This is a genomic window from Cellulomonas biazotea (assembly GCF_004306155.1).
In the GTDB taxonomy this organism is placed as follows: domain Bacteria; phylum Actinomycetota; class Actinomycetes; order Actinomycetales; family Cellulomonadaceae; genus Cellulomonas; species Cellulomonas biazotea.
Genome location: NZ_BIMR01000155.1, coordinates 1 through 8221, shown reverse-complemented (window position 1 = coordinate 8221; position 8221 = coordinate 1). Strand labels below are relative to the sequence as shown.

The 8221-nt window shown below is 77.9% G+C and carries 5 protein-coding genes and 1 pseudogene; 4 read left to right on the top strand and 2 right to left on the bottom strand.

Annotated features, from left to right (window positions below; translation table 11 throughout):
* A pseudogene (locus tag CBZ_RS10915) lies at window positions 1–1974 on the top strand (hypothetical protein); the annotation flags it as partial.
* On the opposite strand, the gene CBZ_RS10910 reads toward CBZ_RS10915, so the two are convergent.
* Window positions 1932–2234 (bottom strand): hypothetical protein, encoded by a 303-nt coding sequence (locus CBZ_RS10910; protein ID WP_246013279.1) that lies wholly within the window; start codon window positions 2232–2234, stop codon window positions 1932–1934. The pseudogene CBZ_RS10915 and the gene CBZ_RS10910 overlap by 43 nt on opposite strands.
* Before the next feature lie 425 nt (window positions 2235–2659).
* Here CBZ_RS10910 and CBZ_RS10905 point away from each other — a divergent pair, with 425 nt between their 5' ends.
* A complete protein-coding gene (locus CBZ_RS10905; RefSeq protein WP_013771685.1) occupies window positions 2660–2908 on the top strand; it encodes a WhiB family transcriptional regulator in 249 nt (82 codons plus the stop codon).
* Window positions 2909–3069: 161 nt separating this feature from the next.
* Here CBZ_RS10905 and CBZ_RS10900 read toward each other — a convergent pair whose 3' ends face one another.
* Entirely contained in the window at window positions 3070–3978 is a 909-nt protein-coding gene (locus CBZ_RS10900) for a restriction endonuclease (RefSeq protein ID WP_130781574.1), read from the bottom strand.
* Window positions 3979–4135: 157 nt separating this feature from the next.
* On the opposite strand from CBZ_RS10900, the gene recC reads away from it, so the two are divergent.
* Both recC and CBZ_RS10890 read left to right on the top strand, forming a co-directional pair.
* Window positions 4136–7549: an exodeoxyribonuclease V subunit gamma gene (gene recC, locus CBZ_RS10895; RefSeq protein ID WP_246013277.1), complete on the top strand. Its 3414-nt coding sequence runs from the start codon at window positions 4136–4138 to the stop codon at window positions 7547–7549.
* The coding region (locus CBZ_RS10890) for a UvrD-helicase domain-containing protein (RefSeq protein ID WP_165446736.1) at window positions 7546–8221 on the top strand (676 nt) is incomplete at its 3' end. The genes recC and CBZ_RS10890, both read left to right, overlap by 4 nt.

The window sequence follows — 8221 nt, the reverse complement described above, 5'->3', positions numbered from 1 at the left end:
CTCGTGCGCCGCGGCTCCCGACCGCTCGAGCTCGTCCAGGTGGCGCGTGCCCGTCCGGGGGTGGGGACGCCCCCGGCGCGGCTCGCCCGAGCACCGCGCCGGCCCGCCGACGCCGCCGGTGCCGGTGCCGGTGCCGCCGTCGTCCTCGCGACGGCCTCGGCCGCGCGTGCCGGAGCGGACGTCTCGCACCGTGCCGACGGGGGGACGCTGCGGACGCTCGCACCTCGCGACGCCGCGACCACGACCGACCCGTCGTGGCCGGGCCTGCACGAGGGCGCACTCGCACCACGGACGGCAGTCCTCGGCGACGGAGCCGCGTGCGGGACCGGGTGGACGCCCGCACCGGGACGCGACCGGTCCGCGTCGCCTGCCGGGTCCGACGGCACGGCGACCTGGGTCGCCGCCGCACGGCAGGCCGCGCAGGGCCGGCCCGCGCCGTCCGTGCCGTGGCTCCCCGACCTGCCGGACCAGGTCGCACCCCACGACGTCCCGCCCGGGCCCGGCCTCGCGCTCGCCCTGGGCGACGTGCCGCACGAGCAGCGGCGCGAGGGCGTGCGGTGGGAGCCCGAGCGGGGACACCTGCTCGTCCTGGGCGGTCCGGGGTCGGGGCGGACGACGACGCTCGTGGCGGTCGGCGTGCAGGCGCTCGCCGCCGGGCGACCCGTGCACGCCGTCGGCCTGCCCGCCGCGGCGGTGGCCGCGCTGCACGCCGCCGACGTGCACGCGACGCTCGGCACGGTCGCCGAGGTGCACGAGGTACGGCGGATCACGCGCCTGCTGGGCGTCCTGGCGGCCCGCGACGAGGTCCGTACCGCGGGCGGCCCGACCGTCCTGCTCGTCGACGGCCTCACGTCCGTCCTCGACGCGCTCGGTGCGGTCGCTCGCGGCGCCGGAGCGGAGCGCCTGACCGCGTGCTGGCGCGGTGCGCCTCTCGGGGTGGCCGTCGCCGCGAGCGCGGACGTGTCGTCGGCGTCGGCGCACCACGCGGCCGCGTTCCGGGACCGGCTCGTGCTGCGGGTCGCCGACGGCACGCTCGACGCGCTCGCGGGCGTGCCGGCCGCTCTCGCGGGTCCACGGTCCCGCCCGGGACGGGCGGTGCGGCTGGGCGACGGTCCACCGCTGCTCTGCCAGGTGGCCCGAGTCGATCCCGACGAGCGAGGTGCGTCGGGGCCGGCGTCCCTCGTGGTGCCCGTGGCGCCTGCTGAGCCCACCCGACCCGCGCACGAGGGTGTCGCGCGCGTCGAACGTCTCCCTGTCCGCGTGGACCTCCCGGCCACCGGGACCTCCTCCCCGGTGCGCGGGCGAGGCGGTCACGGCGCTGCCGCCGAGGCCCTGCGGCCGTTCGTCGGCGCGCAGCACCCCGGTGGGCACGCCGACGTCCTCGTGCCCGTCGGGGTGGGCGGGGACGCCGCGTCGGAGGTCGTCGTCGGCCTGGGCCGTGCGCTGCTCGTCGCGGGACCGCCGGGGTCGGGACGCACCAACGCCCTCGGCGTCGTCGCGGCGGCCGCCCGGGCGACGGGGACACCGGTCGTGCGGCTCGTCGCCCACGACCGCGCGGCTGGAGGGCTGCCCGGCGTCCGGGACGTGACGAGCGCGGAGGTCCCCACGTCCCACGCGGTCGTCCTCGTCGACGACGCCGACGAGCTGCCGCTGCTGTCACCGGAGACGGCCGAGGTCGTGGAACGGCTGCTGCGCGAGCCCGCCGGGACGGTGCGGGTCGTCGTCGCGGCCACCTCGACCGCCGCCGCGGGTGCGCTGCGGGGGCCGCTCGCCGCCGCGGTGCGTCACCGGCTCGCCCTGGTCCTCGACCCGCTCGACCCCGCCGGTGCGGAGCTCGTCGGTCCGGCGGCGCCGTGGCTCGTGGACCCACAGGAGCGGCCGACGGGGCGCGGCGTGCTCGTCGCCGGCCGGGCGCGCGTCCCCGTGCAGGTCTACCGCTGCGGCGCCGAGCCGCCGGCCTCTCCGGCCGTCTGAGTGGTCGCCGCGACGACCGGCGGCAGGACCAGCAGGACGCCCACCGTGAGCGCCACCGCGAGGACCGCCGCGGCCCACACGGACGCCTCGACGCCGAGCCACCCGACCGCGAGCACGACCAGCAGGATCTGCCACGTCATGACGGGCGAGCGTGCCCACCGCCGCCCCTGCCACAGCCCGCGGGCGGCGGCGGCGAGCAGGGCCGTGACCCCCGCGCAGAACAGCACGAGGAACACCGTGGCGGCGGGCACCTGCGTCACCCCACGCACCAGGTCGACGGTGAAGGCGACGCCCATTCCGGCCACTACCACGGATTCGAGCACGACAAGGACACAGAGGACGGCGAGGGGCGTCGGGCGGCGGCTCACGACCCCGAGCCTAGGTGTCGCAGGGCCACCACGCCGGGTCCTCGGCACGGCGTCGCGGGTGCGTGCGGCACGCCCGCTGACCTGCAGAGATATCGGTTCAGCACGGTGCGCGTGTGGGTGGGGTCACACAGGCGACGCCCAGATGTGACCAACGCCTCATCCGTTACCCAGTCGAAACGCCTTCGTAACCCCTTGTGCGCCGCGAGGACGGATGTGACCCTAGATGGAGCACGTCCCCCCCACCCCGATCACACCCGGCAGTCGCGCGCCCTCACCCCGGTGCGTCGGGCAGCCGTGTGCCCAAGGAGAGATCTCTCATGGATTGGCGCCACCGCGCAGCGTGTCTCGACGAGGACCCGGAGCTGTTCTTCCCGATCGGCAACACGGGCCCGGCACTGCTGCAGATCGACGAGGCGAAGGCCGTGTGCCGTCGGTGCGACGTCGTCGACACCTGCCTCAAGTGGGCGATCGAGACCGGCCAGGACGCCGGTGTCTGGGGCGGCCTGTCCGAGGACGAGCGTCGCGCGCTCAAGCGCCGCACCGCCCGGCAGCGTCGCGCCGGCTGATCGCCGCGCACCCCGGTCCGCGCTGACGAGCGACGCCCCCGCGTCGCGCCGGTCGGACCGACCCGCACCAGCCACGAGCCGGTCGCACCCCACGGTGCGGCCGGCTCGTCGCATTGCGGCGAGCGCTTCCTGCCGGCACCGGGCCCGGCCCGGTCGCGCGTTCAGCGAGACCCCGAGCGGGCCGGGGTCCGGCGCCGGCGCCGGCGCGCACGGACCGGGACCTTGAGCGGGTGCCGACCGAGGCGGAACATGACCGCGACCTGCACCATGTAGAGCACCACCGCGCCGAGGGCCACGGCGCTGCACCCGACGAACACGTCACCGACGTCGACGACCCGGCCGGTCAGCCGCTGGAGGTCGGCGGCCGCGGACTCGAGCGCGGGCACGTGCGTCCCGACCAGCCACGCTGCCGCTCCCGCCAGCACAGCCACGACGAGGAGCAGGTTGCGCCGCACGGCGCGGCCCGGCGACACCCAGTGCCATCCGGCGTACGACGGCTCGGGCGCGGGGTGCTCGGGGCCGTCCCACCAGGCGGTCGACCCGTCGTCGGCGTCGCGCGCGGCGCGTCCGCCGTCCCGCGGGCGGTCCGTATCCGTCGCGCCGTGGTCCGCGACATCGCCGTCGTCCGGCCGCACCGCGACGCGGCGACGCTGCTCGACCCGGCCACCGGACGCGAGCGCCGACACCGACCGGTCGAGGACCTCGGACGCGGCGTCGTTCGCGGGCGTCAGCGTGCCGGCGAGGTCGAACGTGAACAGCACCATGGCGTGCCGGTCGGCGTACTCGACGGCCTCGTCCGAGTACCCCGCCCCCGTGAAGAACCACAGCTCGAGCCCGGTCCGGTCCGCCCGCGCGCCGTACAGCCGCTGGAGGTCGGGCCGGCCGGCGCGGCTGCCGCGGAACTTCACCTGCGCGAGCGCTGCGTCCGCGGTGACGTCGATGCCGCCGTCGGCACCGCGCCGCTCGCCGGCGTGCGCGTCGGGGTGCCCGAGCGCGCGCATGTGGTGCGCCGCCATCTCCTCCGCCTCGCGCGGGGTCAGGACGTGCCGCCCGGGCACCCACTCGCTCACGAGCGTGCAGGTTACCGAACAGTTCCGACATCTCGGTCGGCCGCCCGACCGGCCCGCGAGGGCCCGGGGACGCGGGGCCGACTGGGCGGCAGGGGCAGGTCGCGGTCGTCCACAGGCCGTCCCGCGGGTGAGGGTGCCGGACGCTAGCGTGACGGCCGTGGGTGACGTGGCGACCGGGACGACGACGGCGGGTGCCCTGCGCGTGCACGTCGCGGAGCGCAGCGACGTCCTCGTCGCGGCGCTGGCCGACGTGCTCGCGGTCGCACCGCCGGACCCGTTCACGCCCGACGTCGTGCTGGTCCCGACGCGCGGTGTGGAGCGGTGGGTCGCGCAGCGCCTGTCCCACCGCCTCGGCGCGGGACCGGGTGGCGACGGCGTCTGCGCGAACGTGCGCTTCTCCTCCCCCGCGCGGACGGTCGCCGACGTCCTCGCGGCGACGCTGGGCACGGCGCCCGACGACGACCCGTGGGGCGCCGAGCGGCTCGCGTGGCACGTCCTGGGTGTGCTCGACGACGAGGCGGCCGACCCGCTGCTGGCCGCGCCCGTGGGGCACCTCGGGGCCGCGGGCGACGACGTCCGCCGCGGGCGACGGCTGCGGCTCGCGCAGCGCCTGGCGACCCTGCTCACCGCGTACGACACGCAGCGGCCCGCGCTCGTGCGGTCCTGGGCGGAGGGCCGTGACGACGACGGTGCGGGGGCGCCGCTGCCCGACGACCTGCGGTGGCAGGCGCACCTGTGGCGGCTCGTGCGCGAGCGCGTCGGCGCCCCGGCCCCCGCGCAGCGGCTCGACGACGCGGTCCGGGTGCTCGCCGCCGACCCCTCGGCCGTCGACCTGCCCGAGCGGCTGTCGGTGCTCGGCGCGACCCGCCTGCCGGATGCGCACCTGCGCGTGCTCGGTGCCCTCGCGCAGCACCGTGACGTCCACCTGTGGCTGCCGCACCCGTCGCGTGCGCTGTGGCAGGAGGTCGAGGCCGCGCACGTCACGGCCGTGCGGCGCCGCGAGCTCCCCGTCGTGGCCGCGCACCCGCTGCTGGCGTCGATGGCCGGTGACGCCGTCGAGCTGCAGCTGCGGCTGCGTGACCTGCGTCCCGACGTCACCCTGCTCGACTCCCCGGCTCCCCCGGCGACGGTCCTGGGCGCGCTCCAGTCGCGGCTGCGGGCGGATGCCGGCACGTCGACCGGGCAGCGGCACCCCGCCGACCCCGCGGACCGCACCGTCCAGGTGCACGCGTGCCACGGTCGGTCGCGGCAGGTCGAGGTGCTGCGCGAGGTCGTGCTGGGCCTGCTGGCCGACGACCCGACCCTCGAGCCGCGCGACGTCGTCGTCATGTGCCCCGACGTCGAGGTCGTCGCGCCGCTGGTCTGGGCGACGTTCGGGGCGACGCCCCCGGCCGCGGGCGGCCCCGCGGGGGAGCACCCCGGTCGGGGCCTGCGGGTGCGGGTGGCGGACCGGGCGCCCGCGCGCGCGAACCCGCTGCTCGCGTTCGTCGCCCGGCTGCTCGACCTGGCGGGCTCCCGGGTCACCGCCTCGGCGGTCGTGGACCTCGCCGGGCTCGCGCCCGTGCGGCAGCGGTTCCGGTTCGACGACGTCGAGCTCGAGCGGGTCCGGGGCTGGGCGCTGGAGTCGGGCGTGCGGTGGGGCGAGGACCTGGCACGGCGCGAACGGTTCCGGCTCGGCGCCGTCCCGCAGGGCACGTGGTCCACGGCGCTCGACCGCCTCCTGCTCGGGGTCGCGATGGCGGAGGAGGACCAGCGGTACGTGGGCGCGGTGCTGCCCGTCGACGACGTCGACAGCACCGACGTCGACCTGGTCGGGCGCCTCGCGGAGCTGCTGGACCGCCTCACGGACGTGCTGCACGAGCTGGACGGCACGCGGCCGGTGACGGCCTGGCTGGACACGGTCGAGCGGTCCCTGCGGCTGCTGACCGACGTCCCCGCGACCGACCGGTGGCAGCAGCTGGAGGCGGCGCGCGTGCTCGGCGAGGTCCGCGCGGCGGTCGGGACGCCCGAGCGGTCGTTGCGGCTCGCGGACGTCGTGGCGCTCCTCGAGCCGCACCTGCGCGGGCGTCCCACCCGGGCCGGGTTCCGGACGGGGGCGCTCACCGTGTGCTCGCTCGAGCCGATGCGCGCGGTGCCGCACCGGGTCGTCGTCCTGCTGGGGCTCGACGACGGGGCGTTCCCCCGCGGCTCGGGTCGTGACGGCGACGACCTGCTGGCGCGCGACCCGGTCGTCGGCGAACGCGACCGGCGGGCCGAGGACCGCCGGCTGTTCCTCGACGCGGTGACCAGCGCGACCGAGCGGCTCGTCGTCATCCACTCGGGCGCCGACGAGCGGACCGGCGCCGCACGGCCGCCCGCGGTGCCGGTGGGCGAGCTGCTCGACGCGCTCGACGACGCCGCCGCGTTCCCGGCCGGTGTCGAGGCCCGGGAGCACGTCGTCGTGCACCACCCGCTGCAGACCGTCGACGAGCGCAACTTCACGGCCGGGGCGCTCGGCCGGCCGGGGCCGTTCAGCTTCGACGTCCTCGACCTCGCCGCGGCCGAGGCGGCCCGTGACGAGCGACCCGACGCCGGGCCGTTCCTCGTGGGTCCCCTGCCCCCCGGCCCGGAGGTCGACGACGTCGGCGACCTGGTCGACGTCCTGACCCACCCCGTGCGGGCGTTCGTCCGCCGGCGGCTCGGGGTGGTGCTGCCCGGGGACGCGCCGCAGCTCGACGACCGCCTGCCGCTCGACCTGGGCGGGCTCGAGCGCTGGTCGATCGGCGACCGCCTGCTGGAGGCCACGCTGGGCGGGGTCGACCTGCCGACCGCCGTGGCCGCCGAACGTCGTCGCGGGCATGTGCCGCCGGGCGCGCTCGGCACCGCCACGCTCGCCGAGGTCGCCGCCTCCGTCGGGCCGATCGTCGAGGCGACGCTCGCGCCGCGCATGGCGGCGCCGGCGCGGACCCTCGACGTCGTCGCCGCCCTGCCGGGCGGGGCGGTGCTCACCGGCACGGTCGGGCCGTGGCACGACGACGTGCTGGTCCGCGCGGTCTACTCGCGTCTCGCGGCCAAGCACCGGCTGCGCGCCTGGGTCCAGCTGCTCGCCGCCTCGGTCGCGGAGCCTGCGCGGTCGCTGCGGACGGTGACGGTCGGCCGCGGGCCCGGCGGCGGTGCGCGGGTCGCCGAGCTCCGGTCGCCGGGGCCCGAGCAGGCGGCCGCGGTGCTCGCCGACCTCGTCGAGCTCGCAGGTGCCGCGCTGCGCGAGCCCCTGCCGCTGCCGCTCGCGACGAGCTGTGCGTACGGGCGCGCGCGGCACGCGGACGGCTCGCCGCAGGACGCCCTCGCGGACGCGCGCAGGGAGCTCGGTACCGCCGAGGAGGCCGCGCGCGGCGTCGGCGGCTTCGAGGTCGTCGACCCGTCGCACGCGCTCGTCTGGGGCGACGGCTTCTCGCTCGACGCGATCGCCGGGGCGGCCACCGCGGCCGACCGCGCGCGGTGGCCCGACGACCCCACCCGGTTCGGGGCGCTGTCGCGGACCCTGTGGGACGCGCTCCTGGAGCACGAGACGATCTCGATGGTGACCCGGTGAGCGCGCCCGTGTTCGACGTCCGCGGACCGCTCCCCCGCGGCACCGTCGTGCTGGAGGCGAGCGCCGGCACCGGCAAGACGACGACCATCGCGTCGCTCGCGGTGCGCTACGTCGCCGAGGGCGTCGCGACGCTCCCGGAGCTCATGCTCGTGACGTTCGGGCGGGCGGCCACCGCCGAGCTCCGCGACCGGGTGCGGGCCCGGTTCGTCGAGGTCGAGCGCGCGCTGCGGACCGGCACCGGGCCCGGCTCGGGCGACGAGGTGGTGCGCCTCCTCGTGGACGTCGGCGCCGACGAGCTCGCGCTCCGCCGCTCCCGCCTGGCCCGCGCGCTCGCCGACTTCGACGCGGCGACCATCACCACGACGCACGGCTTCTGCCAGCAGATGCTCACCGTGCTGGGCACCGCCGGGGACGTCGACCACGACGCCGTGCTGCTGCCCGACGTCGCCGACCTGGAGGCCGAGGTCGTCGACGACCTCTACCTGCGCAAGTACGTGACCTCCGAGCACCCGGCGCTGTCCGTCGCGACGGCCCGGACCGTGGCGCGGGCCGCCGTGAGCGACCACGCCGCGTCGTTGCGCCCCGCCGACGCCGAGCCGGGCACCGCCGCGCAGCACCGCGCGGGCCTCGCGCAGGCCGTCCGCGACGAGCTCGTGCGCCGCAAGCGCGCGC

Coding starts and splice junctions, on each gene's coding strand:
- CBZ_RS10905 (WP_013771685.1), top strand. CDS start 2,660: ATGGATTGGCGCCACCGCGCAGCGTGTCTCGACGAGGACCCGGAGCTG.